We start from the raw sequence: 24,090 nt of genomic DNA on the forward strand, positions 1-24,090 counted from the left end.
CGTCGGTCGGGTGCGGATTTGTTGTGGCCGGTCGCGCCGTTCCCCGCGCCCCCTTCGGGGCGCATGACCGCCGCGGTGTTCAGCATGCTGGGGCGGTCTGGGGTGAGGAGGTCGGGTCGTCGGTCGGGTGCGGGTTCGTTGTGGCCGGTCGCGCCGTTCCCCGCGCCCCCTTCGGGGCGCATGACCGCCGCGGTGTTTCCCGCGTCCCCTTCGGGGGGCTCAGGATGTCGGGAGTTGTTTGCCGTAGTCCAGGGTTTCGTCCTTCGGGGGCTCCTGGAGGGGGAAGTCCTTGCCCCAGTCCGAGAAGTGGATCGTGCCGGCCTTGCCCGCGCGGACCAGGCGGAGCGGGTACGGCGTGCCCTCCAGCGACACGTCCAGGGAGCCGCCGGCGCCCTGGTCGCCGCTGATGCGGATCGTGCGGACGCCGCCCTGTTCGTGGCGGCCGTCGGTCTTCACCGTGCCGTGCAGCGTGAGCAGCCCGTCCAGCAGGACGTCCTTGTCGGCGAACCCGATGAACTTCTTGTACTGGGGGTCGGCCTGCGGCACCGTCACGTACTTGCCGCCGAGCTTCTCCGCCGCCGCCCCGTCGGCGCCCCCGCCGCCCTCGTCGTCGCTGCTCCAGAACTCCGCGTCGGCCTTCAGGAAGAGCTTCTCGCCGATCCGCAGCAACCCGAACGTCCTGCCCTCCGCGGTGACCGACCCGGTCCCGCCATCGGGCTTCAGCCGCATGTCGAGCTTGTACGTGCGCCCGCTGGTCACCACGGTCCCCGACAGCCGGACCGCCGGTGCGGACTCGGCCGCCGTCCGCGTCTTGGCCTGGATCTTCTCGGCGGGCAGCTTGCCGACCCCGTTGGTGCCCGCGTCCGGGTCCTCCCCGCTGCACCCCGTCAGCCCCGTCCCGGCCACGGCCAGGGCGCACACCGCGCCGGCCAGAGCGACCCTGCGGTTTCGGCGCCGGGAAGTCACAGTCACAGGTGGGGCTGCCTTTCTGACAGGTACGACAGGTCTGAAAGGGATCGGCACACAGATCCACAGCGGCGTACCGCAGCGTACCGGGGTCCCCGCCGGCGAACGGAGGCAGTCCGTCCGGACCGGCCGCCAGGGCGGGCGCGTTGCGGACGGGCTAGCCTGAAGCCCGTCCGAGCGGGCAATTCGGAAAAGAGACACGCACGAAACAGCTCTCACGGAACAGCCTCCGACGACCACCGACGATCTCTGACCGGTCTGCACGACCCTGTGACGACCCTCTGACGAAAAGGAGCCGCCGGCATGGCAGCGGGCGCCCCCCGGATCTTCGTCTCGCACCTCTCGGGTGTCGCCGTCTTCGACCCGAACGGCGACCAGGTTGGCCGCGTGCGCGACCTGGTCGTGATGCTGCGCGTCGGGCAGAAACCCCCTCGGCTGCTCGGTCTCGTCGTCGAACTCGCCACCCGCCGCCGCATCTTCCTGCCGATGACCCGGGTCACCGGCATCCAGTCCGGCCAGGTCCTGTCCACCGGCGTGCTCAACGTCCGCCGCTTCGAGCAGCGGCCCACCGAGCGCCTCGTCTTCGGTGAGCTGCTCGACCGCCGGGTCGTCCTCACCGAGACCGGCGAGGAGGTCACCGTCCTCGACCTGTCCGTGCACCAGCTGCCGACCCGGCGGGACTGGGAGATCGACCGCGTCTTCGTGCGGAAGGGCAGGAAGGGCGGCGCCTTCCGGCGCAGCAAGGGCGAGACCCTGACCGTGGAGTGGACGGCGGTCACGGGGTTCTCCCTGGAGGAGCACGGGCAGGGCGCGGAGAACCTGCTCGCCACCTTCGAGCAGCTGCGCCCCGCCGACCTCGCCAACGTCCTGCACCACCTGTCCGCCAAGCGCCGCGCCGAGGTCGCCGCCGCCCTCGACGACGACCGCCTGGCCGACGTGCTGGAGGAGCTGCCGGAGGACGACCAGATCGAGATCCTCGGCAAGCTGGCCGAGGAGCGCGCCGCGGACGTCCTGGAGGCGATGGACCCCGACGACGCCGCCGATCTGCTGGGCGAACTGCCGGAGGCCGACAAGGAGCGGCTGCTGAGCCTGATGAAACCGGCCGACGCGGCCGACATGCGACGGCTGATGTCGTACGAGGAGCACACGGCGGGCGGTCTGATGACGACCGAGCCGATCGTGCTGCGGCCCGACGCCACCGTCGCCGACGCCCTGGCCCGGGTCCGCAACCGGGACCTGTCCCCCGCGCTCGCCGCCCAGGTGTACGTGTGCCGGCCGCCCGACGAGACCCCGACCGGCAAGTACCTCGGCACGGTGCACTTCCAGCGCCTGCTGCGCGACCCCCCGTACACGCTGGTCGGCTCGATCATCGACGACGACCTGCAACCGCTGGAGCCGCAGGCGGCGCTGCCCGTGGTCGCCGGGTTCTTCGCCACGTACGACATGGTGGCGGCGCCCGTCGTGGACGAGTCCGGGTCGCTGCTGGGGGCGGTCACCGTGGACGACGTGCTGGACCACATGCTGCCGCAGGACTGGCGGGAGACGGAGTTCCACCTGGAGGAGGGGGCGGGTGTCCATGACGCCTGAGCGCGAGATCGTCGTCCGGGAGCGCACGCCCGCCGGGGCCACCGCGACCGCCCGGCACCGTCCCCGGCTGGACCAGCCGCGCCCGCCGCGCCGCCGGCTCCTGCCCGAGTGGGACCCGGACGCGTTCGGGCGGCTCTCGGAGCGGATCGCGCGGTTCATCGGCACCGGACGGTTCCTCGTCTGGATGACCGTCGTGATCATCGTGTGGGTGGTGTGGAACGTCGCCGCCCCCGCCGACCTGCGGTTCGACGAGTATCCGTTCATCTTCCTGACCCTGGCGCTGTCCCTCCAGGCCTCCTACGCCGCCCCGCTGATCCTGCTCGCCCAGAACCGGCAGGACGACCGGGACCGCGTCAACCTGGAGCAGGACCGCAAGCAGAACGAGCGGTCGATCGCCGACACCGAGTACCTGACCCGCGAGATCGCCGCCCTGCGCATCGGCCTGGGCGAGGTCGCGACCCGCGACTGGATCCGTTCCGAGCTTCAGGACATGGTCAAGGAGCTGGAGGAGCTCCAGAACGGCCACCGCCCCGAGACCGACTCGGTCCCGGCAGTCGGGACCTTCCGGACGGACCGGTCGCAGGGACGTGACGCAGACGACCGTTGACGGGCTTACCGGCGCGTAGCCGGGGCGCCGTACCATCGTCCTTATGGTTACGGAAGACGCGGTGCGCGAGGCACTGTCGACGGTGAACGACCCCGAGATCAACCGCCCCATCACCGAACTCGGGATGGTCAAGTCGGTCGAGATCGGCGCGGACGGAGCGGTCGCGGTCGCCGTGTACCTGACGGTCTCCGGCTGCCCCATGCGCGACACCATCACGCAGCGTGTCTCCGAGGCCGTCTCGCGGGTCGACGGCGTCACGCGCGTCGATGTCGAGCTGGACGTGATGAGCGACGAGCAGCGCCGTGAGCTGGCCGCCGCCCTGCGCGGCGGGCAGGCGGAGCGGGAGGTGCCCTTCGCCAAGCCCGGCAACCTCACCCGGGTCTACGCGGTCGCCTCCGGAAAGGGCGGCGTCGGCAAGTCGTCCGTCACGGTGAACCTGGCGGCGGCGATGGCGGCGGACGGCCTGAAGGTCGGTGTCGTGGACGCCGACATCTACGGCCACAGCGTGCCGCGCATGCTGGGCGCGGACGGGCGTCCCACCCAGGTCGAGAACATGATCATGCCGCCGTCCGCCAACGGCGTGAAGGTCATCTCGATCGGCATGTTCACGCCGGGCAACGCGCCGGTGGTCTGGCGCGGCCCGATGCTGCACCGCGCGCTCCAGCAGTTCCTGGCGGACGTGTACTGGGGCGACCTCGACGTGCTGCTGCTCGACCTGCCGCCGGGCACCGGCGACATCGCGATCTCGGTCGCGCAGCTGGTCCCGAACGCGGAGATCCTCGTCGTGACCACGCCTCAGCAGGCCGCGGCCGAGGTGGCCGAGCGGGCCGGCGCCATCGCCGTGCAGACCCACCAGAAGATCGTCGGCGTGGTCGAGAACATGTCCGGTCTGCCGTGCCCGCACTGCGGCGAGATGGTCGACGTCTTCGGCACGGGCGGCGGCCAGCTGGTGGCCGACGGCCTGACCCGCACGACCGGCGCCTCCGTCCCCGTCCTCGGCGCCATCCCCATCGACGTCCGCCTCCGTGAGGGCGGCGACGAGGGCAAGCCGGTGGTCCTGACCGACCCGGACTCCCCGGCGGGCCAGGCCCTGCGGGCGATCGCCGGGAAGCTGGGCGGACGCCAGCGCGGCCTGTCCGGGCTGTCGCTGGGGATCACTCCCAAGAACAAGTTCTGAGCACGGGCCTTCGAGGAGGCAAGGGGCGCCGCGCGGTCGGCGGCGCCCCGTCGCTCACGCGTACGCGGCCACGTCCTTCACCACGGCGAAGCCCAGCCCGTACGCGCTCATGCCCCTGCCGTACGCCCCGAGGTGCACGCCCTGCTGCGTGGTCCCGGCGAGGACCCAGCCGAACTCGGACTCCCGGTAGTGGAAGGGCGTCGGCACCCCGTCCACCGGCAGCGACAGCGTCGACCAGTCGGCCCCGTCGAGGTCGTCCGCCAGGACCCACGCCGTCTCCGTCTGCTGCTCCAGCCAGTCGTCCCGCAGCGCGTGGTCCATCTGGCCCGGCCAGGTGAAGGACAGCAGCCCCACACCGGCCAGCCAGGCCGCCGAGGACACCGACGTGGCCTCCAGCAGGCCCGTGCCGTCGGCACTGCGCCGGTCGGGGCTGGCCGCGACGGTCACCACGACCGCGAATTTCTCCCGCGCGTCCTGCTCGTCACCGGAGACGTGCTCGTTGCGGACCGACGGCTCGTCGCCGTGCCCGATCGAGCCGTGCTCCACGGTGCCGTCGGCCGCCGTACCGACCTGCATCAGCCAGCGCGGCCCCGTGAAGGCCTCGTCCAGGCCGTACCAGGGAAAGGGCGCACGCAGGTAGCCGTCGACCGCGCTGCGGGCGGAGGCGAGCTGCTGTCCGCCCTCCGCGGCCGGCGCCTGCGCGACCGCCCCACTCGTCGTCTCCATCTGCCCGGACGCCTCCTCGCTCTCGTCGGGCCGGTACGGCCCGCCCCCCTTCGGGCGACGCTGCTGGTTCACGTACGGCCCGTACAACAACTCGGCAGCATAGCCACACCACGGAGGGCAACCGGGAAACCGCCCGGCGCGTGGGTCGCGCGGGCGGCGTGTTCAGGCCGTGTGCGACCGGGATACGGCCGTCCGGGCTCGCCCTCAGGTGGCGTCCGCGTCGAAGGGCGGACGGTCGTCGGCGAGGGGGGTGCGGGGCTTCTTGGCCATGTCGACGCGACCGGCGGCCGTGCCGGACGCCGAGGAGCCGGCGGCGGACGCGGAAGAGCCGGCGGCGGACGCGCCGGAGGTCGAGGAGGGCTCGGTGTCACGGGCGTGCACCGCGTCGGCGACCTCCGACATCTCCTTCTTCAGGTCGAAGCCATTGCGGATCTCCTTGAGCCCCAGGTCGTCGTTGTCCAGCTGCTTGCGGATGAACGTCTTGGGGTTGAGGTCCTCGAACTCGAAGTCCTTGAACTCCGGTCCCAGCTCCTGCCGGATGTCCTGCTTGGCGCTCTCGGAGAAGTCCCGGATCTTCCGGATGACGCGGGAGACGTCCTGGATGACCTTGGGGAGCTTGTCCGGGCCGAAGACGAGCACGGCGAGAACGACGAGCGTCACCAGCTCGAGCGCGCCTATGTCATTGAACACCTGAAGCTCCTTGGGATGTCCGGGCCGCATCCACGGTACCCGCCGATCCCGCCGGACCGGTACAGTCCCGTGGCCACCGCGTGTGTGTACGCGGCCGCTTTCCGGATTGTTTGCCGTTCAGTCGCCGTGCGAGGAGCCGAGCACCAGGGACACCTTCCGTTCCTCGCCGCCGCGTTCCAGGGTCAGCTCCAGGCGGTCGCCGGGGCGGTGCGCCCGGGTCTTGACGATCAGTTCCTCACCCGAGTGGACGCGCCGGCCGTCGACCTCGGTGATGACGTCGCCCGCCTCGATGCCCGCCTTGTCGCCGGGGCCGCCCCTGACGACCGGGGGCCCGCCGTCGCTGCCCTCGGTGCCGACGCGGGCGCCGTCGCCGGTGTAGCTCATGTCGAGCGTGATGCCGATCACGGGGTGGGTCGCCCGGCCGGTGTTGATCAGCTCCTCGGCGACGCGCTTGCCCTGGTTGATGGGGATGGCGAAACCGAGCCCTATCGAACCGGCCTGGCCGCCGTCCGCGTCCCCGCCGCCGCCCGCGGAGCGGATGGCCGAGTTGATGCCCACGACACGACCCCGGGAGTCCAGCAGGGGGCCGCCGGAGTTGCCGGGGTTGATCGGCGCGTCGGTCTGGAGCGCGTCGACGTACGACACGTCGCTGCCGTCGCCCTCCTCGCCGCCCGCCGTGATGGGCCGCTCCTTGGCGCTGATGATGCCGGAGGTGACCGTGCCCGCCAGGTCGAAGGGGGCGCCGATGGCCACGACCGGGTCGCCGACCTGGACGTTGTCCGAGTTGCCGAGCGGGATCGGGGTGAGGCCGCGGACGCCGCTCACCTTCACGACGGCGAGGTCGTAGCCGCTGTCGCGGCCGACGAGGGTGGCCTCGGCCGTGTCGCCGCTGTGGAAGGTCACGGAGATCTTCCCGCCGGCACCGGCCGGTTCGACGACGTGGTTGTTGGTGAGGATGTGGCCGCGGTCGTCGAGGACGAAGCCGGTGCCGGTGCCTCCGGAGCCGCCGCCGCTCACATGCAGGGTGACCACGCTGGGCAGGGCCTCGGCCGCGATCCCGGCGACGCTGCCCGGGTCCCGCTCGGCCGGCTCACGCCCGGCCTGCGGCAGCTCCACGGTGCCCAGGCCGCCGTTGCGCTCCAGGTACGCCCCCACGATGCCGCCGCCGGCGCCGGAGACGACGGCGAGCAGGACGGCGCCGACCACGAGCGCCCTGCGCGTCCGCCGGCGGCGCTGGTCCCGGGTCGGGACGGCCGCGCCGTTCTGCTGGAGCGCCCCGACGGTCCCCGCACCGGCGGCGGGCTGCGCCCAGGGGTCGTAGCGCCGCCAGGGGTCGGCCGCGTCACCGGCCGCCGGCATGTCGCCGGCACCGCCCGACGCGGGCGCCGGCACCGCTTCTGACGGGAGCGGTCCGGGTACGGCGGCTTCGGACACGGCGGTCCCAGGCACGGCGGTTGCGGGCGCGGGCGCCGACGCGGTCGGCCCTTGTCCGGGTCCGGGTACGGCCGTCCCGGGCGCCGACGTGGCCGGCTCCCGCCCGAGGGCCGTCGTCTGCGCCGCGGCGGGGGCGTGAGCCGCCGCTGTGCCGTGCGCCGGAGCCGCCGTACCGGGCGCCTGTGCCGCCGTCGGGTGCTGCACCGGCGGAGCGGGCGCCCACGGACCCGGCTCGCCGTACGGCGGCGTGCTGTACGGGTCGGGCTCGTGCAGCGGCCGAGGGCGGACGTCATCCGATACCGGTACCGGCGTCAGCGACCGGGGCCGCCCGGCGTCGTCCGGCGTCAGGGGGCGGTCCAGTTCGTAGTCGCCGTCGGCGCCCGCTCCGGAGTCGGCCGGCGCATGGCCGTCGGCGGTGCCGGGGCCGGAATCGGCCTTGGCGTCACCACCGGAACCGGCATCGGTGTCGGCGTCGCCGGTGTCCCCCTCGGCGGGCGGGTGGGCGGCACGCGGGCGGGGCAGTTCATAGTCGCCGTCGGCGCCCGCGCCGTCGGCGTCCTGCGGGCGCGGACGGCTCCACCACTTCGCCTTCGTGGGCTTCCCCTCGTTCATGCTCTCCCCACAGCTGGCCGCGGCACGGCTCGTCGGCGGTGACCGCAGATCGTCGACTGCGCGCCCGGCTGCCTCTGCACTGCCCTGGGCGCCCACCCGAGGATTCAATCAGGTCCGCGCGTTCCTGCGCAGAGCACCGGTCACGGCACCGGGCGGGAAGACGGCGGAGTCGGCGCCACCGGCGACGGGGCCGGGGAGGTGGTCGGCGCCGGCGCGGCGATCAGGCCCGGGGGCCGGACGTCGAGCGGGCGTATCAGTGGGGACAGCGCGGCGGCACCGGCCATCACCGGCGCGGCCGGCGGATGGGCCGCCGGATGCCGTCCCGTCGGCGGCGGCAGCCCCGGCAGCAGCGGCGCGGACACGGAGGTGGGCGCCACGGAGACGTCGCCCATCATGCGCTGGCCCTGGCTCTGGCCGAGCAGCGGCGTGGGCGAGCGGCGGCGCTGCGACTCGGGCACGGCGGCCGCTCCCGCGCCCTGGGTGCGCAGCGGCGTGACGTTGCTGCCCGAGCCGGAGCCGCGGGTCTCCGACGTGGTGTCCGGCATGCCGACGGTGACGCCGCCCAGCGCGATCGCGGCCAGCGACACCGCCCCGGCCGCCGCGAAGGCGAACCGCAGGCCGCGGGAGGCCGACCGCTCGGCGTCCGGCCGGCCGACGTCGTGGATCCGGAAGCCCCGCTGCTGCGCGGAGGGCGTCAGCACCGGGGAATGCGGACGGGAGGGGACGTAACCGAGGTCGAAGCGCTCGCCGCGCTTCATGTCGAAGGCGCCGGTGTCCCCGAAGCGCCCTCCGGGGCCGGGCAGCCCGGGCAGCGGGCCGGAGCCCGCCCCGGGCCCGGGCCCGCCGCCGTCCAGGTCGCCGCCCGCGGGCAGCCCCTGGAGCCGGGCCAGGAAACTCTCGGACGGAGGCGGCGGGGCCGTCTCCGCGAAGACGTTCTTCAACCGGCGCTGCGCGTCGACCTCCGCCTTGCACTTCTGGCAGGTGGCCACGTGCGCCAGCACGCGCTCACGCGTGTCATGACCGAGCTCTCCGTCCACCAGTGCGGAGAGTCGGTCTCCCAGATGCTGCTCTGCGAGGTGTCCCTCGGATTTCGGACGTGACCCACTCACGCGCTCGCGCCCCCTCCTCCCAGTGCGGGAACACCGGCCACGAAGGAGCGGCGCTCGGCGCGGGCCTCGGGCGAGCGGTGTGCCAGGGCCTTGCGCAGCTGCGAGCGACCCCGGTGGATCCGGGAACGGACGGTGCCGAGCTTGACGCCGAGGGTCGCGGCGATCTCCTCGTACGACAGCCCCTCGATGTCGCACAGGACGACGGCGGCGCGGAACTCGGGGGCGAGGGTGTCCAGTGCCTGCTGGACGTCCGCGTCGAAGTGCGCGTCGTTGAAGACCTGCTGCGGGGTGGGCTCCTTGCTGGGCAGCCGCTCGGCCGCGTCCTCGCCGAGCGCGTCGAAGCGGATGCGCTGCTTGCGGCGGACCATGTCCAGGAAGAGATTGGTGGTGATGCGGTGCAGCCAGCCCTCGAAGGTGCCCGGCGTGTAGGTGGACAGGGAGCGGAAGACGCGGACGAAGACCTCCTGGGTGAGGTCCTCGGCGTCGTGCTGGTTGCCCGTGAGGCGGTAGGCCAGGCGGTAGACCCGGCCGCTGTGCGTGCTGACGATCTCCTCCCAGGTGGGCGGAGTCCACGCCTGCCCGTCCGCGTCGGTGGCAAAGGTCGCGGTCCGGTCGGGGCCGGCGGCGTGGTGGTCAGCAGCGGTGTCGTTCACGGATTTCGGCCTGCCCGCCGATCCGAGGAAGCGCCGCAGCACTCCTCCGCGATCCACAGGCGCAGCCGCACCTCCCCTTTTGGCTCCGGTGGTGTCCAGTGGAGCCCCTACCATAGCCACCTCGCCCGTTAGCTCCGGATAAGCGGTTTTACGAGAATTTGACGCGGGCTGCCACAGCTCGTACGGCTGCGTCAGCACTTGCTCGCCGTCCCGGCCCATCCACTGCCCCCCGTCGCGGCTCGGGGCCCCCGCCCGTCGGTTGTTCCTGCCCCTTTAAACGACCGGTCCCATCTGCGGGTTCCCGACGGCAACGGATACAGTCACGCCGAGGCAACCACGGGGACAGGAGAGGGCCATTACCGGCAACCGGCAGACGAGCTGGGCGTTCGCCGACGCCTATGTCGCCGAGGACGACGCGCTGCGCTGGGCCCGCGACCGGGCCCATGAGGCGGGCCTGCGCTCGGTGACGCCCGGCACCGGCTCCGCGCTGGGTCTGCTCGCCGCCGCCGTGGACGCCAAGGCGGTCGCGGAGATCGGTACGGGCTGCGGCGTCTCCGGGATCCATCTGCTGCGCGGCATGCGCCCGGACGGCGTGCTGACCACGGTCGACCCGGAGCCGGAGCACCAGCAGTTCGCCCGCCAGGCCTTCCGCGCCGCGGGCTTCGCCAGCAACCGTGCCCGCTTCATCCCCGGCCGCGCCCTGGACGTCCTGCCCCGGCTCGCGGACGCCGGCTACGACCTCGTCTTCTGCGACGGGGACCGGCTGGAGTACGTGGACTACCTCGCTGAATCGTTGCGCCTGCTGCGGCCGGGGGGTCTCGTCGTCTTCGAGGGCGTCTTCGCCCACGGCCGCACGATCGACTCCGGGCCGCAGCCGACGGAGGTGCTGCGGCTGCGGGAGCTGCTGCGGACGGTGCGGGAGAGCCAGGAGCTGGTGCCGTCGCTGCTGCCGGCGGGCGACGGGTTGCTGTGCGCGGTGAAGAGGTAGACCCGGTGAAGGGGCAGACGCGGTGAAGAGGTGGACGAGGGGCCCGGCGGGGCACCCGGGCATCGGGAGTGCGGCAACGCATTCGCCCCGGTGCCGCGCGCGGCACCGGGGCGAATGAAACGGTATGGTCGCTTCCGCGTCAGCCGACGACCTTCTTGAGGGCGTCGCCGAGCGCGTCGGCCTCGTCAGGGGTCAGCTCGACGACGAGTCGACCGCCGCCTTCGAGCGGAACGCGCATGACGATGCCCCGCCCCTCCTTGGTCACCTCGAGCGGGCCGTCGCCCGTCCGCGGCTTCATGGCCGCCATGCTCGTTCCCCTTCCTGATACCAGCTCATCGCCTAAGCCGACGGCCCACCAAGGGCACGCGCGCCCGCACGGGAACACGCGACACCGGCATCGAACACATTGCTTCCAGGCCATTATCCCGCATCGCAGGACCCTGTGACCAACATCAGTCGGCATCGCTTGGGCAACGCACGCGTCCAAAACCACTCAATTCGGCGACGGGACTGCAATACTGCGCGCCCTTGCCCACTTCCGCCGAACGGTCCCCGGACCGGAACTCTTTGACGCAGCTCACATTCCCGGGGCGGGCCGACACCGGCGATCTCCGTCATGCTGTCGTGCAGACACCCGGACGTACCGCCCGGTACGTGCTGGACAACCGCGACGCGGAGGGGAAACGCCATGGCCGACACCGTGCTCTACGAGGTGAGCGACGGGCTCGCGACGATCACGCTGAACCGCCCCGAGGCGATGAACGCGCTGAACATCGAGACCAAGGTCGCCCTCCGGGAGGCGGTGCGCTCCGCCGCGGACGACGCCGCGGTGCGCGCGGTGCTGCTGACCGCCGCCGGGGACCGGGCGTTCTGCGTGGGCCAGGACCTCAAGGAGCACATCGGGCTGCTGGCCACCGACCGCGAGGCGGGCTCGGGACAGACGATGAGCACGGTGCGGGAGCACTACAACCCGATCGTGCGGGCGCTGGCGGGGGCGGCCAAGCCGGTGGTCGCCGCCGTGAACGGGGTGGCGGCCGGAGCGGGCTTCGGCTTCGCGCTGGCGGCGGACTACCGGATCGTCGCGGACACCGCGGCCTTCAACACCTCGTTCGCGGGCGTCGCGCTCACCGCCGACTCCGGCATCTCCTGGACGCTGCCGCGGGTCGTCGGCCCCGGTCGCGCCACCGACCTGCTGCTCTTCCCGCGCAGCATCACGGCGCAGGAGGCCCACGAGCTGGGCATCGCCAACCGGGTCGTCCCGGCGGGTGAGCTGCGCGCCGAGGCCGAGAAGGCGGCGCGGGCGCTGGCCGAGGGGCCGACCGTCGCCTACGCGGCACTGAAGGAGTCCGTCGCCTACGGGCTGACGCACTCGCTGGACGAGGCCCTGGAGAAGGAGGACGAGCTTCAGTCGCGGGCCGGTTCGTCCGAGGACCACGCGATCGCCGTGCAGGCCTTCGTGAACAAGGAGAAGCCGAAGTACCTGGGCCGCTGAGTCCGGGCGGAGGCCGCGGCGGAGGCCGCGGCGGGGGCCGCGGGTCCGCGGTGGTCGTTCCCACCGCGCCCCGCGCCCGTCACCGGGCGCCGTTCCCCGCGTCCCTCACCGGGCGCTCCTCGCCACGCACGTCGCCAGGTGATCGTCGACCAGCCCGCAGGCCTGCATCAGCGCGTACGCCGTGGTGGGGCCCACGAAACGCAGGCCGCGCTTCTTCAGGGCCTTGGACAGGGCCGTCGACTCGGGGGTGACGGCCGGGACGTCGGCGAGCGTCCTGGGGACCGGGCGGGAGGCCGGGTCCGGGGCGTACGACCAGATCAGCGCGTCCAGTTCGCCCGGGGCCCACTCGGCCAGCACGCGCGCGTTGGCGAGCGTGGCGTCGATCTTGGCGCGGTTGCGGATGATGCCCGAGTCCACGAGCAGGCGCTCGCGGTCCTCCTCGGTGAAGGCCGCCACCTCGGCGATCTCGAAACCGGCGAAGGCGGCGCGGAAGCCGGGGCGGCGGCGCAGGATGGTGAGCCAGGACAGCCCTGACTGGAAGGCCTCCAGGCTGAGCCGCTCGTACAGGGCGTCGTCGCCGTGGACCGGGCGGCCCCATTCCTCGTCGTGGTACGCCACGTAGTCCGCGGTGGACAGGGCCCAGGGGCAGCGGGGGGCGCCGTCCGGGCCCGCGACGGCCGTACCGGCGCTCACTGCCGCTCCTCGCGGTCGGACTTCTCGACGGAGACGGTGCGGTCGGCGGGGCCGGCGTGATGGGCGGCGGCGCGGGCGCCGGCCAGCGCGGACTCCAGGTCGGCGATACGGGCGTCCCGCTCGGCCAGCTCGGCGCCGAGACGGGCGAGGGCGTCGTCGACGTCCGCCATGCGGTAGCCGCGGGCGACGAGCGGGAAGCGGACGCTCTCGACGTCCGCGCGGCTCAGCGGGCGGTCCGCGGGCAGGGGGTCCGTCAGCCGCTCGGGGGCCGCCTCGGGCAGCGGGCCGCTGTCACCGCCCGCCACGACGGCGAGGGTCACCGCGGCGACCACGACGGCGAGCGCGACGACCAGGAACAGGAACATAACCATCGCGGAGCCCCCACGGTCGGACGACGAGTCTGATGTGTCGGCTCCGATCGTGCCATGCGAGTCTGACAGTCGGTGCCGCAGGCACCGGGAGCGCCGGCCGCGGGCACGCGAGGCGGCACGCCGTCGAACAGGGAAACGAGAAGGGGTCACAGGGGATGCTCAGGCTGGGCAGGCGCGAATTCGAGGCGCACGAGCCGGTGATCATGGCGATCGTGAACCGGACCCCGGACTCCTTCTACGACCAGGGGGCCACCTTCCGCGACGAGCCGGCACTCGCGCGGGTGGAGCAGGCGATCGCCGAGGGGGCCGCGATCATCGACATCGGCGGGGTGAAGGCCGGACCCGGCGAAGAGGTGACCGCGCGGGAGGAGGCGCGGCGCACGGTCGGCTTCGTCGCCGAGGTGCGGCGGCGGTTCCCGGACGTCGTGATCAGCGTGGACACCTGGCGGCACGAGGTCGGCGAGGCCGTGTGCGAGGCGGGGGCGGACCTGCTGAACGACGCGTGGGGCGGCGTCGACCCCAGGCTCGCGGAGGTCGCCGGGCGCTACGGCGTGGGGCTGGTGTGCACGCACGCCGGGGGCGTGGAGCCGCGGACGCGGCCGCACCGGGTGACGTACGACGACGTCATGGCGGACATCCTGAAGGTGACGCTGGGACTGGCCGAGCGGGCGGTGGCGCTGGGGGTGCCGCGGGAGTCGGTGCTGATCGATCCCGGGCACGACTTCGGCAAGAACACCCGGCACAGCCTGGAGGCGACCCGGCGGCTCGGGGAGATGACGGACACGGGGTGGCCGGTGCTGGTCTCGCTGTCCAACAAGGACTTCGTCGGGGAGACGCTGGACAAGCCGGTGAAGGAGCGGCTGCTGGGGACGCTGGCGACCACGGCGGTGTCGGCGTGGCTGGGGGCGCAGGTGTACCGGGTGCACGAGGTGGCGGAGACGCGGCAGGTGCTGGACATGGTGGCGGCCATCGCCGGGCGGCGGGAGCCGGTGGTGGCGCGGCGGGGGCTGGCGTAGGTTCTCTCGCCCCCGCCGCCCCTACCCGTCCCATCCTTCTGGGGGCTGCCGCCCCCAGACCCCCGTTTTCGGCCTGACGGCCTCGTCCTCGAACGCCGGACGGGCTTGTTCTGCTAACGGCCCGCTTCCTTCGAGACCAGGGCGACCGCCTCGTCCACGTCGTCCGTCACGTGGAACAGCAGGAGGTCCTTCTCGGCGGCCTTGCCCTGGCGGACCACCGTGTCGCGCAGCCAGTCGACCAGGCCGCCCCAGTACTCGGTGCCGAACAGCACGATGGGGAAGCGGGTCACCTTGCCGGTCTGCACCAGGGTGAGCGCCTCGAAGAGTTCGTCGAGGGTGCCGAGGCCGCCGGGCAGGACCACGAAGCCCTGGGCGTACTTGACGAACATCATCTTCCGGACGAAGAAGTAGCGGAAGTTGAGGCCGATGTCGACGTAGGGGTTGAGCCCCTGCTCGAACGGCAGCTCGATGCCCAGGCCGACGGAGATGCCGCTCGCCTCGCAGGCGCCCTTGTTGGCCGCCTCCATGGCGCCCGGCCCGCCGCCCGTGATCACCGCGAAGCCGGCCTCCACCAGGCCCCTGCCCAGCCGCACGCCCGCCTCGTACTCCGCGGAGCCGGCGGGGGTCCGGGCCGAGCCGAAGACGCTGATGGCGGGCGGCAGTTCGGCAAGGGTGCCGAAGCCCTCGATGAACTCCGACTGGATGCGCAGCACCCGCCAGGGGTCGGTGTGCACCCAGTCGGTCGGGGCCCGCTCGTCCAGCAGCCGCTGGTCCGTCGTGCTGGCCTGCACCTGGCTCCGTCTGCGGAGGACCGGGCCCAGGCGCTTCTCCTCCGGTGGCTGCTGCTTGCCCTCGGGGTTGCCGGTGGCCATGTGCGCTCCCTCCGTCTGCGGTCGTTCCACCTCAGCGTAGATCTCCGCGGGTTACGTGCGAGGTACCTGAGCATGTCCGCCATGAAGCGCCGTAAACACGGCCGTGTCACGCGGTCAGCCAGGACCTCAGCCGCTCCTCACCTGCGAGGACCTTGGCCACCTCCACGCGCTCGTCCCGCTTGTGGGCCAAGTGCGGGTTGCCGGGGCCGTAGTTGACCGCCGGGATGCCGAGCGCCGAGAAACGGGAGACGTCCGTCCAGCCGTACTTGGGCTGCGGGGTGCCGCCGACCGCCTCGATGAAGGCCGCCGCGGCCGGGTGGGACAGCCCGGGCAGCGCGCCGCCGCTGTGGTCGTCGACCTCGAACTCCGTCACCCCGCAGTCCGCGAACACCTCGCGGACGTGGGCGATCGCCTCCTCCTCGGTGCGGTCGGGCGCGTAGCGGAAGTTCACGGTCACGACGCACTCGTCGGGGATCACGTTCCCGGCGACACCGCCGGAGATGCCCACGGCGTTCAGGCCCTCGCGGTACTCCAGGCCGTCGATCACCGGGTACCGGGGCTCGTAGGCCGCCAGCCGGGCCAGGATCGGGGCCGCCGCGTGGATCGCGTTGGAGCCCATCCAGCCGCGCGCCGAGTGCGCCCGCTCCCCCGAGGTCTTCAGCCGCACCCGCAGGGTGCCCTGGCAGCCGCCCTCCACCTGCCCGTCGGACGGTTCGAGGAGGACCGCGAAGTCGCCCTCCAGCCACTGCGGGTGCGCCTCGGCGACGTGCTTGAGGCCGTTCAGCTCCGCCGCGACCTCCTCGTTGTCGTAGAAGACGAAGGTCAGGTCGCGGTTGGGCGCGGGGACGGTCGCCGCGATGCGCAGCTGCACGGCGACGCCCGCCTTCATGTCGCAGGTGCCGCAGCCCCACAGCACACCGTCGTCGTCCAGCCGCGAGGGGACGTTGTCCGCGATCGGGACGGTGTCGATGTGACCGGCGAGGATGACGCGCTGCGACCGGCCCAGGTTCGTCCGGGCCACGACGTTGTTGCCGTACCGGTCGACCGTCAGGTGCGGCAGGGCGCGCAGGGCGTCCTCGATCGCGTCGGCGAGCGGCTCCTCCGTACCGCTCTCGGAGGGGAAGTCGACGAGCCGGGCGGTGAGCTCCGCGGCGTCCAGCGTGAGGTCAAGCGGGGTGTCGGCCATGCCGTCGACCCTAACCCGCCGCCCGTCGCACTCACTGTCCACACCCGGCACTGCGCCCTCGGTACTCTCCAGTACCTTGTACGCGTGCTACAGCCGTCCCCACACCGGAAACGCCGGGGCCGCCTCCTCCGATTCGGGGCGGCCTTCGTGGTCCTGCTCGCGGTCGCCGGTTACCTCGTGGTGCAGTACGTCACCGGGGGCACGGGCGGGCCTGGCTGCAAGGTCGTCTCGGCCGAGGACGACGGCGCCACGTACGAGTTCGAGCCGGAGCAGGCGGTGAACGCGGCGACGATCACGGCCGTGGGCACCGCGCGCAACCTGCCCGAGCGGGCCGTGACGATCGCGCTCGCGACGGCGCTCCAGGAGTCCGCCCTGCGCAACATCGACTACGGCGACCGCGACTCCCTCGGCCTGTTCCAGCAGCGCCCCTCGCAGGGCTGGGGCACACCGGAGGAGATCATGGACCCGGCGTACGCGGCCGGGAAGTTCTACGACCACCTCGTCGAGGTCCCCGGCTACACCCGGCTGCCGCTGACGGTCGCCGCGCAGCGCGTGCAGCGCAGCGGCTTCCCGCAGGCGTACGCCAAGCACGAGCCGGACGCCACGCTGCTCGCCGCCGCCCTGACCGGGCGCTCCGCGGCCACGCTGACCTGTGAGGGGCGGCCCGCCGCCACCCCGGCCAAGGGGCCGGACGCGGTGCGTGCGGCGCTGGTGCGGGACTTCGGGCGCGATGTGCTCCAGCCGGCCGGCGCGGAGGCGGGCGCCGCGGCGTCGGCGGCGCCCTCGGCCACCGGGGGCGGCTCCGAGGAGCGCACGGTCACCCTGCCGGTGACCGAGGACTCCGGGCCGGCCGCCGGGCGGGTGGCCGGGCAGCGCGGCTGGCAGCTGGCGCACTGGGCCGTGGCCAACGCCTCGGCGCTGCACATCGAGCGGGTGTCGTACGCCGGGCGGGAGTGGACCGCCGGGAACACCGACAGCCGGTGGCGGCCGGCGGAGGGCTCGGGCGGAGCGGAGGGTTCCGCCGGTGCCCGGGGAGCGGAACGGGACGCCGGGCCGGTCCGGATCGTCACGGCACCGTAGTCCCGCCGTTCACCCGTGCGGGTTATGTGCGGGGCGCGTCGGCGACGAAGCCCGCGGGTTTTCGCGAAGGCATTCCCGAATCCGTCGGAACCCTTGGGAACACAGGGCCGTAAGGATTCAGCAGACTTTCCGACCGGTTCCCGTTTGCCCGTTTTTCTGCGCAACTGATAATGCGACGCATTGCCAACTCTTTACGTTGCGCCGCCGCAACCTTCGTGGAGTTCGAGCGGTAGTCACTGCGTCCGCGTCCGGACGATCAGGTGCCGGACGCGGTCGAAGACCTCAAGGTTCACTCCCCGTCGAAGGAGCATCATGTCCCTCCCCCTGACCCGCCGGATCGCCCGTGCCGCGCTGCTCGTCGCTGCGGGAGCGGCCGCCGGGGTCGGTGCGGCCGGCTCCGCCAGCGCGGCGCCCGAGCTGCCGTCCACCCCGAACCTCGGTGGGCTGACCGCCCTGGACGGGGCGAACGTCGGCAACACCGTGGACGCCGCGGCGCAGAACGTCACCGAGACCGCGGGTGACACCGGCAGCAAGGCCGTGAAGAAGGCGGTGCCGGCCGCGGGCAAGACCGGTGGCTCGGTCGTGAAGAAGGCGACGCCGGCGGCGCAGAAGGCCGCCGGGGACGCGGCGGGGTCCGCCGGGGACATCCTCGGTGACACCGCGCAGACGGCCACCAAGGGCGGGCTGCCGACGGACGCCGTGGGCAAGGGGCTGCCGGGGGCCGGGCAGCTGCCCGTGCAGGGGCTGCCGCTCGGCTGACGGCCGGCCTGCCGCCGGCTTGGCCGTCGACGGGGCTCGGGGTTACTCCCCGGGCCCCGTTTTCGCGGTCAGGCGGGTCGTGGCTGCCTGGACTCGTTCGTCCGTCGCTGTGAAGGCGACGCGGACGAAGTTCTCGCCCGCCGGGCCGTAGAAGTCGCCGGGGGCCACCAGGATGCCCAGGTCGGCCAGGTGGGACACCGTGTCCCAGCAGGACTCGTCGCGGGTGGCCCAGAGGTAGAGGCTGGCCTCGCTGTGCTCGATGCGGAAGCCGTGGGCGAGCAGGGCCTCGCGCAGGGCCGTGCGGCGGGCGGCGTAGCGCTCGCGCTGGACGCGCACGTGCTCGTCGTCGCCGAGGGCCGCCACCACGGCGGCCTGCGTCGGTGCCGAGGTCATCATGCCGCCGTGCTTGCGGATCTGGAGCAGGGGCCCGAGCACGGCCGGGTCGCCGGCCAGGAAGGCCGCGCGGTAGCCGGCGAGGTTGGAGCGCTTGGACAGGGAGTGGACGGCGAGGAGGCCGTCGTGGGAGCCGCCGTTGACGTCCGGGTGGAGGACCGAGACCGGGTCGGCCTCCCAGCCCAGCTCCAGGTAGCACTCGTCGGAGACGACCAGGACGCCGTGCTCGCGGGCCCAGGCGACGATCCGGGTCAGGTCGGGCTTGGACAGCACCCGGCCCGTCGGGTTCGACGGGGAGTTGAGCCAGAGCAGCTTCAGGCCCGTGGGGTCCAGGTCGGTCGGGTCGTCGTAGGCCTCGAAGTCCGCGCGGGCCAGGCGGGCGCCGACCTCGTACGTCGGGTAGGCCAGCCGCGGGAAGGCCACCTTGTCGCCGGGGCCGAGGCCCAGCTGGGTCGGCAGCCAGGCGACCAGTTCCTTGGAGCCGACGATCGGCAGCACGTGGTGGTGGGTGACGCCCCGGGCGCCGAGGCGGCGCTCCAGCCAGCCCGTGATCGCGTCGCGCAGCGCCGGGGTGCCCCAGACCGTCGGATAGCCCGGCGAGTCCGCCGCGTCGACCAGCGCCTTCTGGATCAGCTCGGGGACCGGGTCGACGGGCGTGCCGACCGACAGGTCGACGATGCCGTCCGGGTGCGCGGCGGCGGTCTTCTTGTAGGGCTCCAGCTTGTCCCAGGGGAAGGCGGGCAGCCGGTCGGAGACTGCGGACACGGGTTCTCGCTCACTTTCGGTACGGCAAACGCCTCGGTCCCGTACGGCTTCAGGGCGTACGGGACCGAGGCGGCGCGGTGTGCGGGCCGCTGACGGGGTCAGTCGCCCTGCGGCGGCAGCGCGGCGATGAAGGGGTGATCGCGCTCGATCAGCCCCAGCTTGCTGGCGCCGCCCGGGGAGCCGAGCTCGTCGAAGAACTCGACGTTCGCCTTGTAGTAGTCCTTCCACTCCTCCGGAGTGTCGTCCTCGTAGAAGATCGCCTCGACCGGGCAGACCGGCTCACAGGCACCGCAGTCGACGCATTCGTCCGGGTGGATGTACAAGGACCGCTGGCCCTCGTAGATGCAGTCGACCGGGCACTCCTCGATGCACGCCTTGTCCTTGACGTCGACACAAGGCTGCGCGATGACGTAGGTCACGCTGTCGTTCCTCCTCGATACGGGCGCTGGCGGGCCTCCTCAGGCTCCGCCGCCTGGCGCGCGGGAGCGCGGCGTCGTCGATGCCCGCCCCTAGTATCTCCGTTCTTGGGCATGATCCGAACAGGAGGGGTGTACCGACCCGTGGAAATCTCTGCCGCCGGGCGTCTCGAGGTCCGTATCACCGCTGCTGACGTGGGCAAACGGGTGTCGGTACGGCGCTTGAGCGAACCTGACATCTCCGTGGAGAAGTTCACCGACACGGTGGGTGTTCTCACATCATGGGACAACGGTGTGCTGGTGATCACACGGAAGAGTGGCGAGACGGTCCGGATCCCGGAGTCCTCGCTGGTCGCGGGCAAGGTGGTCCCGGCCGCCCCGGCGCGTCGGAAGGGTCCCGCCGCCTCGTACGAGGAGCTGGCCCGGGTCGCCTCGCGGGCGTGGCGGCCGGTGGAGAGCGAGCGGCTCGGCGAGTGGGAGCTGCGCGCGGCGTCCGGGTTCACCCGGCGCGCCAACTCCGTGCTGCCGCTCGGCGATCCGGGACTGCCGCTGGAGGAGGCGCTGGGCGTCGTACGCCGCTGGTACGGCGCGCGCGGACTGCCCGCCTACGTGCAGACCGCGACCGGTGCCGAGGGCACGCAGGAGCTGCTGTGCGCGGAGCTGGAGCGGCGGGGCTGGGCCCGGGAGGTGACCGCCGAGGTGTGGACCGGCGCCCTCGCGCCGGTCGCCGACCGGGCCGAGGGGGGCGGGGTCGTGCTGTCCCGTACGGCCGACGAGGCGTGGCTGGCCCGCTACCAGCGCAAGGGCGTGAGCGAGGTGGCGCTGCGCGTGCTGGGCTCGGGGCCGTCGGTGTGGTTCGCGACGGTGCCCGGGGCGGGCGGCGTGCCGGCCGCGATCGGGCGGTGCGTCGTGGACGGGCGGTGGGCGTCCTTCGCCGCCGTGGAGGTCGGCCCGGAGCAGCGGCGCCGGGGGCTGGCCACCGCCGTCATGGCGGCGCTGGCGCGGCGGGCGCTGGACGAGGGCGCCTCGGCGGCGTGTCTCCAGGTGGAGGCGGACAACGCGGCGGCGCGGGCGCTGTACGCCGCTCTCGGCTTCGCCGCGCACCACGCCTACCACCACTACCGGGAGCCCGGCGGCACCGGCCCGGAACCACACTGACCCCACCGGTCCCACCGATCCCGTGAGAGGGCACGAGCCTGCCATGCGTTCCCCCCAACCTCCGTCACCCGAGCGCTCCGCCGAACTGCGGCGCCGGTTCGCCGAGGAGGCGCGGTCCGAGCTGCCCGACCTGTCCACGCTGTGCCTGCTGGTGGGCGCCGAGGCGGACGGCGCGCTGGACGAGGCGGGCATCGACGCCGCCCAGATGGAACTGGACCGGCTCGCCGGCCGGCTGCCGTACCGGCCGGGCGGGCCGCGTGACTGGGCCGGCGCGCTGCGGGACCTGCTCGGGGAGCGGTACGGCTTCGAGGGCTCGGCGGCGGACTACCGGCGCCTGGAATCGTCGCTGCTGCACCAGGTGCTGCGCCGCCGGCGCGGGCTGCCGATCCTGCTGTCGGTGGTCTGGATGGAGGTGGCGCGGCGCGCCGGGGCCCCGGTGTACGGCGTCGCCCTGCCCGGGCACTTCGTGGTCGGCTTCGGACCGCAGGCGGAGCAGGTGCTGGCCGATCCGTTCGACGGGGGGCGGGTGCTCACCGGGAACGACGCGGAACTGCTGGTGGCCGGGGCGACGGGGGCGCGGCTGGAGCCGGGGATGCTGACGCCCGCCGATCCGCTGGACGTGGTGCTGCGGATCCTGAACAACATCCGTGCCTGGGCCGCGGCCCGGCCGGAGCGGTCGGACGTGGCGCTGTGGGCCGTGGACCTGTCGCTGCTGCTGCCGTCGCATCCGGCGCGGCTGCGCTACGAGCGGGCGCGGCTGCTGGTGCAGCGCGGCGAGTTCGCCTCGGGCGCGGCGGAGCTGGAGGCGTACGCGGAGGTGGTCGCGGCCGTGGACGAGCCGGCGTCCGAGCGGGTGCGGGGCGAGGCGCGGGCCGCGCGGGCCATGCTGAACTGACCCCCGCGACCCGGGTGACAGGGACATCAGGGGCGGCAGGGACAGAAGGGCACGCAGGGACAGAAGGGCAGCGCGAGGCAGCGGACGGGCGGAGGGCGGCGGAGGGCGCCCGGAGCGGTCCGGTGCCCCCCCGCCGGTGCCCTCGCGTCAGCTCGGGTCGGTGTCGATCTCGCCGACGCGGTCGGTCTCGCTCGTCAGGGCCGGGCGCAGCGCCGTGATCACGTCCTGCACGGTGACCGGGGTCTTCTGGCCGGTGCCCCGGGTGATGAGCACGCCGTCGAAGGTGTCGCCGTACAGCTCCTGGAGCGCGGCCTTGTCGTAGTACTCGACGAGCTTGCCGTTCTGCGCCTTGACGCCGAGGAACTTCCACAGCGACTTCTCCGGGCTGAAGGAGATCTGGTGCGCGGCGTCGGTCTGGACGGTGACCAGCCCGGACATCGCCGGCCGGGCGAACTCCTTCATCATCCGGTCGACCTCGGCCTTGGAGACCGTCGGCTGCTGGGTGGTGGTCGGGACGTTCACGGGCGTGGCGTCGCCGGTCTCCACCTGGGTGCGGAACGCCTTCATCACCGCGTCGGCCGACTTGGCGGTGTCGATGCCCTTGCCCGGCTTGCCGTACACCGGGACGGCCTTGCCGGACTGGAACTTGATCGTGCCCTCGGTCATCGACCCGGCGTCGCCGGCCGCGCCCTCCAGGGCGGCGTGCAGCTTCTCCTTGTCGACGGGCATCTCCGGTTCCACGATCCGCTCGTTGCCGAAGAGCGAGCCGATCACGGAGACGGGGTTGTAGTCGCTCTTGGCCGCCGCGTCGACGGTGGCCTGTGCGTCGAAGCGCAGCCCGGCCTGGTCCGGCCGCAGCGAGACGGTCTCGCCGTCCACCGCGAGCTTCAGCGGCTTGTTCACCCGGTCCTCGAAGGCGGCGTCCAGCTTCTCGACGGCGTCGTCGCGGGTGCCGCCACCGATGTCGACGCCGAGGACGCTGGTGCCCTTGGGGACGTCGGAGTGGTTCATCAGCAGCCCCGCGCCGTAGGCGACGGCGGCGATGCCGACCAGGCCGCCGGCGAGCAGCACGAGCTTGTTGCGGCCCTTCTTCTTGGGCGGCCTGGAGGAACTCGCCGTCGACGGCGGGGCCGGTTCGGGCGCCTTCGGGGGCGTGTGCGCCGCCGGGCCGCCCGGGGCGCCGGGGCCGAACGGGGCGCCGCCGTGGTCCGCCGGTACGGCGGAGATGCCGCTGGTGAGGGTGTCCCCGGAGACGTTGCCCGCCGGGTTGCCGTAGCCGGGGGTGCCGGGCTCCGGGGCGAGCTTCTGCGGGGTCAGGATCGCGGTGTCGTCGCTCAGCCGGGCGCCGGGCGCGGAGGCGCCCGCGCCGGGGCCGCCGGGACCGCCGGGGCCGCGCATGTTCGCGGGGGCGCCGGGCTGGCGCATGCTCGTGGGAGCGCCGGGGCCGGACGGCGCACCCGGAGCACCGGGACCGCCGGGCACCCCGGGCACTCCGGGCACTCCGGGCGCCCCGGGGCCGCCAAGGCCTCCGGGACCGCCCGGACCGCCGGAAGGACCGCCCGGGCCGCCGCCCGGCGAGGACGGCAGCAGGCCGTCCCCCGTGGCCGGGCCGCCCGTCGGGCCCGCGGGGCCGCCCCGGCCGTTCTCCGAGAAGTACGGCAGGTCGTCGCGGCCGGGTCCGGTGCCGCCCTCGGGGGACTCGCGCCGGCCGGTGCCGAGCGGTCCGGCCGCCAGGGCCTCGGTGACGTCGAAGGAGCCGGTGCCGCCGCCGTGTCCGGGCGCCACCGGGCCGCCGGTCGCTCCGGGCAGGCCGCTCTGGGAGCCGCCGGGCCGGGAGCCGCCCGGGGCGTTCATGGAGCCGACGACGCCACCCGGACGCGGACCACCGGGGACACCGCCGACGCCCCCCGCGCCCGCACCGGACGCACCGACACCAGGCGCACCGGCGCCCGGGATTCCGGAGCCCGCGCCCGAACCGGCGGACGGGCCGGTGCCGTTGGCCGAGCCACCGGTCTGACCGCTCTTGGCGCTCGGGGACTTGCGGGGCGCGAACCAGTCGCTGGTCTTCTCCTCGGCGGGCTGCGCGGACTCGGCCGGCGCCTCGCCGGAGCCGACGGGTGCGGCGGCGCCGGGCTCGGGCGTCTCGGCGGTGTCCGTGCCGGCCGCGCCGTCCTCGGCATCCGCGACGGGCTTGCGCACCACGACCGGCGGGATGGGCCGGGACCCGGGGATGTTGATGCGGATCCGGGTCGTCAGCGTCGTCTCGGTCTTGCGCTCCTCCGGCCGGCCGGCCGAACGGCCCGCGTCCGCACCGGCATCGGAAGCCGTGGGCGTCCCGTAGGGCGGGGTGCCCGACGGGTACGCGGCACCGCCGCGCCCGTTGGGTCCGGAGGACGGACGATCAGTTTCACGACTCAAGGCAGGTTCTCCCGGTTGGCTCCACCG

Annotated in this window: 24 protein-coding genes; 10 read left to right on the forward strand and 14 right to left on the reverse strand. The window is 73.5% G+C overall.

Going from position 1 to position 24,090, the window contains the following annotated elements:
* Window positions 1-219 precede the first annotated feature (219 nt).
* The gene (locus tag ACZ45Q_RS01175) at window positions 220-972 is read right to left on the reverse strand and encodes a hypothetical protein (RefSeq protein WP_468253690.1); all 753 of its coding nucleotides are present in this window, start codon (window positions 970-972) and stop codon (window positions 220-222) included.
* Between the two features lie 297 nt (window positions 973-1,269).
* Between ACZ45Q_RS01175 and ACZ45Q_RS01180 the strand changes: the two genes are divergently transcribed.
* From ACZ45Q_RS01180 to ACZ45Q_RS01190, 3 genes are read left to right on the forward strand one after another with little or no spacing between them, the layout of a single operon-like run.
* Window positions 1,270-2,553, forward strand: coding sequence for a magnesium transporter MgtE N-terminal domain-containing protein (locus ACZ45Q_RS01180; protein WP_468253691.1), 1,284 nt, complete (start codon window positions 1,270-1,272; stop codon window positions 2,551-2,553).
* Window positions 2,543-3,160, forward strand: a complete 618-nt coding sequence (locus ACZ45Q_RS01185) for a DUF1003 domain-containing protein (protein WP_468253692.1) — start codon at window positions 2,543-2,545, stop codon at window positions 3,158-3,160. Before ACZ45Q_RS01180 ends, ACZ45Q_RS01185 begins: the two co-directional genes overlap by 11 nt.
* A gap of 43 nt (window positions 3,161-3,203) precedes the next feature.
* A complete protein-coding gene (locus ACZ45Q_RS01190) occupies window positions 3,204-4,337 on the forward strand; it encodes an Mrp/NBP35 family ATP-binding protein (protein ID WP_468253693.1) in 1,134 nt (377 codons plus the stop codon).
* Window positions 4,338-4,391: 54 nt separating this feature from the next.
* Here ACZ45Q_RS01190 and ACZ45Q_RS01195 read toward each other — a convergent pair whose 3' ends face one another.
* The 5 genes from ACZ45Q_RS01195 to sigE form a co-directional block, all read right to left on the reverse strand.
* The gene (locus tag ACZ45Q_RS01195; RefSeq protein ID WP_468254283.1) at window positions 4,392-5,063 is read right to left on the reverse strand and encodes a hypothetical protein; all 672 of its coding nucleotides are present in this window, start codon (window positions 5,061-5,063) and stop codon (window positions 4,392-4,394) included.
* 204 nt (window positions 5,064-5,267) lie between these two features.
* Window positions 5,268-5,753 (reverse strand): sec-independent translocase, encoded by a 486-nt coding sequence (locus tag ACZ45Q_RS01200; RefSeq protein WP_468253694.1) that lies wholly within the window; start codon window positions 5,751-5,753, stop codon window positions 5,268-5,270.
* Window positions 5,754-5,870: 117 nt separating this feature from the next.
* Complete coding sequence (locus ACZ45Q_RS01205; protein WP_468253695.1) at window positions 5,871-7,799, reverse strand: S1C family serine protease; 1,929 nt, start codon at window positions 7,797-7,799, stop codon at window positions 5,871-5,873.
* Between the two features lie 140 nt (window positions 7,800-7,939).
* Window positions 7,940-8,908, reverse strand: coding sequence for an anti-sigma factor family protein (locus ACZ45Q_RS01210; protein WP_468253696.1), 969 nt, complete (start codon window positions 8,906-8,908; stop codon window positions 7,940-7,942).
* Entirely contained in the window at window positions 8,905-9,603 is a 699-nt protein-coding gene (sigE, locus tag ACZ45Q_RS01215) for an RNA polymerase sigma factor SigE (RefSeq protein WP_468254285.1), read from the reverse strand. Before sigE ends, ACZ45Q_RS01210 begins: the two co-directional genes overlap by 4 nt.
* Before the next feature lie 247 nt (window positions 9,604-9,850).
* Between sigE and ACZ45Q_RS01220 the strand changes: the two genes are divergently transcribed.
* Window positions 9,851-10,549, forward strand: a complete 699-nt coding sequence (locus tag ACZ45Q_RS01220) for an O-methyltransferase (protein WP_468254288.1) — start codon at window positions 9,851-9,853, stop codon at window positions 10,547-10,549.
* Between the two features lie 139 nt (window positions 10,550-10,688).
* Here the strand turns inward: ACZ45Q_RS01220 and ACZ45Q_RS01225 are convergent, their stop codons facing one another.
* Window positions 10,689-10,856 (reverse strand): DUF3117 domain-containing protein, encoded by a 168-nt coding sequence (locus tag ACZ45Q_RS01225; protein ID WP_003966491.1) that lies wholly within the window; start codon window positions 10,854-10,856, stop codon window positions 10,689-10,691.
* A gap of 381 nt (window positions 10,857-11,237) precedes the next feature.
* On the opposite strand from ACZ45Q_RS01225, the gene chcB reads away from it, so the two are divergent.
* Window positions 11,238-12,041 carry a 2-cyclohexenylcarbonyl CoA isomerase gene (chcB, locus tag ACZ45Q_RS01230; RefSeq protein ID WP_468253697.1) on the forward strand — a complete coding sequence of 268 codons (804 nt, stop codon included), beginning with the start codon at window positions 11,238-11,240 and terminating at the stop codon, window positions 12,039-12,041.
* 105 nt (window positions 12,042-12,146) lie between these two features.
* Here the strand turns inward: chcB and ACZ45Q_RS01235 are convergent, their stop codons facing one another.
* Together ACZ45Q_RS01235 and ACZ45Q_RS01240 are read right to left on the reverse strand one after the other, a co-directional pair.
* Window positions 12,147-12,734, reverse strand: a complete 588-nt coding sequence (locus tag ACZ45Q_RS01235) for a DNA-3-methyladenine glycosylase I (protein WP_468253698.1) — start codon at window positions 12,732-12,734, stop codon at window positions 12,147-12,149.
* Window positions 12,731-13,105 (reverse strand): DivIVA domain-containing protein, encoded by a 375-nt coding sequence (locus ACZ45Q_RS01240; RefSeq protein ID WP_468253699.1) that lies wholly within the window; start codon window positions 13,103-13,105, stop codon window positions 12,731-12,733. Before ACZ45Q_RS01240 ends, ACZ45Q_RS01235 begins: the two co-directional genes overlap by 4 nt.
* Before the next feature lie 155 nt (window positions 13,106-13,260).
* On the opposite strand from ACZ45Q_RS01240, the gene folP reads away from it, so the two are divergent.
* Window positions 13,261-14,121, forward strand: a complete 861-nt coding sequence (gene folP / locus ACZ45Q_RS01245; RefSeq protein ID WP_468253700.1) for a dihydropteroate synthase — start codon at window positions 13,261-13,263, stop codon at window positions 14,119-14,121.
* A 113-nt stretch (window positions 14,122-14,234) separates the two neighbouring features.
* On the opposite strand, the gene ACZ45Q_RS01250 is transcribed toward folP, so the two are convergent.
* The gene (locus ACZ45Q_RS01250; protein ID WP_468253701.1) at window positions 14,235-14,993 is read right to left on the reverse strand and encodes an LOG family protein; all 759 of its coding nucleotides are present in this window, start codon (window positions 14,991-14,993) and stop codon (window positions 14,235-14,237) included.
* A gap of 106 nt (window positions 14,994-15,099) precedes the next feature.
* Window positions 15,100-16,179 carry a succinyl-diaminopimelate desuccinylase gene (dapE, locus tag ACZ45Q_RS01255; RefSeq protein ID WP_468253702.1) on the reverse strand — a complete coding sequence of 360 codons (1,080 nt, stop codon included), beginning with the start codon at window positions 16,177-16,179 and terminating at the stop codon, window positions 15,100-15,102.
* Between the two features lie 84 nt (window positions 16,180-16,263).
* On the opposite strand from dapE, the gene ACZ45Q_RS01260 reads away from it, so the two are divergent.
* A complete protein-coding gene (locus ACZ45Q_RS01260) occupies window positions 16,264-17,259 on the forward strand; it encodes a VldE C-terminal domain-containing protein (protein WP_468253703.1) in 996 nt (331 codons plus the stop codon).
* A 312-nt stretch (window positions 17,260-17,571) separates the two neighbouring features.
* Window positions 17,572-18,018, forward strand: a complete 447-nt coding sequence (locus ACZ45Q_RS01265; RefSeq protein ID WP_468253704.1) for an ATP-binding protein — start codon at window positions 17,572-17,574, stop codon at window positions 18,016-18,018.
* A 42-nt stretch (window positions 18,019-18,060) separates the two neighbouring features.
* Here the strand turns inward: ACZ45Q_RS01265 and ACZ45Q_RS01270 are convergent, their stop codons facing one another.
* On the reverse strand, window positions 18,061-19,176 hold the full coding sequence (locus ACZ45Q_RS01270) for a bifunctional succinyldiaminopimelate transaminase/glutamate-prephenate aminotransferase (RefSeq protein WP_468253705.1): 1,116 nt from the start codon (window positions 19,174-19,176) through the stop codon (window positions 18,061-18,063).
* A gap of 98 nt (window positions 19,177-19,274) precedes the next feature.
* Complete coding sequence (gene fdxA / locus ACZ45Q_RS01275; protein WP_416525114.1) at window positions 19,275-19,595, reverse strand: ferredoxin; 321 nt, start codon at window positions 19,593-19,595, stop codon at window positions 19,275-19,277.
* A 141-nt stretch (window positions 19,596-19,736) separates the two neighbouring features.
* Here fdxA and ACZ45Q_RS01280 point away from each other — a divergent pair, with 141 nt between their 5' ends.
* Together ACZ45Q_RS01280 and ACZ45Q_RS01285 are read left to right on the forward strand one after the other, a co-directional pair.
* Window positions 19,737-20,750: a GNAT family N-acetyltransferase gene (locus ACZ45Q_RS01280; protein WP_468253706.1), complete on the forward strand. Its 1,014-nt coding sequence runs from the start codon at window positions 19,737-19,739 to the stop codon at window positions 20,748-20,750.
* A gap of 43 nt (window positions 20,751-20,793) precedes the next feature.
* The gene (locus tag ACZ45Q_RS01285) at window positions 20,794-21,645 is read left to right on the forward strand and encodes a transglutaminase family protein (RefSeq protein WP_468253707.1); all 852 of its coding nucleotides are present in this window, start codon (window positions 20,794-20,796) and stop codon (window positions 21,643-21,645) included.
* Window positions 21,646-21,792: 147 nt separating this feature from the next.
* On the opposite strand, the gene ACZ45Q_RS01290 is transcribed toward ACZ45Q_RS01285, so the two are convergent.
* Window positions 21,793-24,063, reverse strand: coding sequence for a hypothetical protein (locus ACZ45Q_RS01290; RefSeq protein ID WP_468253708.1), 2,271 nt, complete (start codon window positions 24,061-24,063; stop codon window positions 21,793-21,795).
* Between the last annotated feature and the right edge of the window lie 27 nt (window positions 24,064-24,090).

It is taken from the genome of Streptomyces sp. NPDC031049, from assembly GCF_055571015.1.